The following is a 473-nucleotide window of genomic DNA, read 5'->3' on the forward strand; positions in this document are numbered from 1 at the left end:
GCTCCATTCGTCAGGCCGAGCCTACGGTGAGGGCGGCCTCGATGTCGGCAAGGTCGGGACGCTGCTGCCAGCTTCCGACGCGAACGACTGCGGGTCGCCGCAGTCCGTGGAGGGTGACCGGGTTGGACGCGTAGATGACGTCGCGAGGCTGGAGTCCGGTCTCGCGGCAGTACTGCTGAGCCTCGGCGGTGGTTCCTGCGATGAGCACGATGGGTGCAGTGCTCACGTGGCCCCCTCGGCGTCGTTCTCGGCGCGGATACTGACGCGGCGGGCGAAGAGCGTGAGGGTGACGCGGACGAGCTCGTCACCGCGGGTGCTCATCTCGTGGACGATGACCGGATCGTCGGCGGACGCCAGGAGCGACTGGCCATTGATTCGGACGTCGTTGGGGACGATGACGCTCCGACCGGGCTCGTCGCCGGTGGTGGCGCCCCTCTCGATGATCTCGATGACGGCGCCGCTCGGCCGTGCTT

2 protein-coding genes are annotated in these 473 nt (G+C 68.7%); both read right to left on the minus strand.

The features are described from left to right. Positions 1-10: 10 nt before the first annotated feature. Entirely contained in the window at positions 11-226 is a 216-nt protein-coding gene (locus tag ADL12_RS24290; RefSeq protein ID WP_059213627.1) for a hypothetical protein, read from the minus strand. After that, positions 223-473, minus strand: a 251-nt coding sequence (locus tag ADL12_RS24295; RefSeq protein ID WP_159053270.1) for a hypothetical protein, incomplete at its 5' end; no start/stop codon positions are given. The genes ADL12_RS24295 and ADL12_RS24290, both read right to left, overlap by 4 nt.

Source organism: Streptomyces regalis (genome assembly GCF_001509475.1).
GTDB lineage: Bacteria > Actinomycetota > Actinomycetes > Streptomycetales > Streptomycetaceae > Streptomyces > Streptomyces regalis.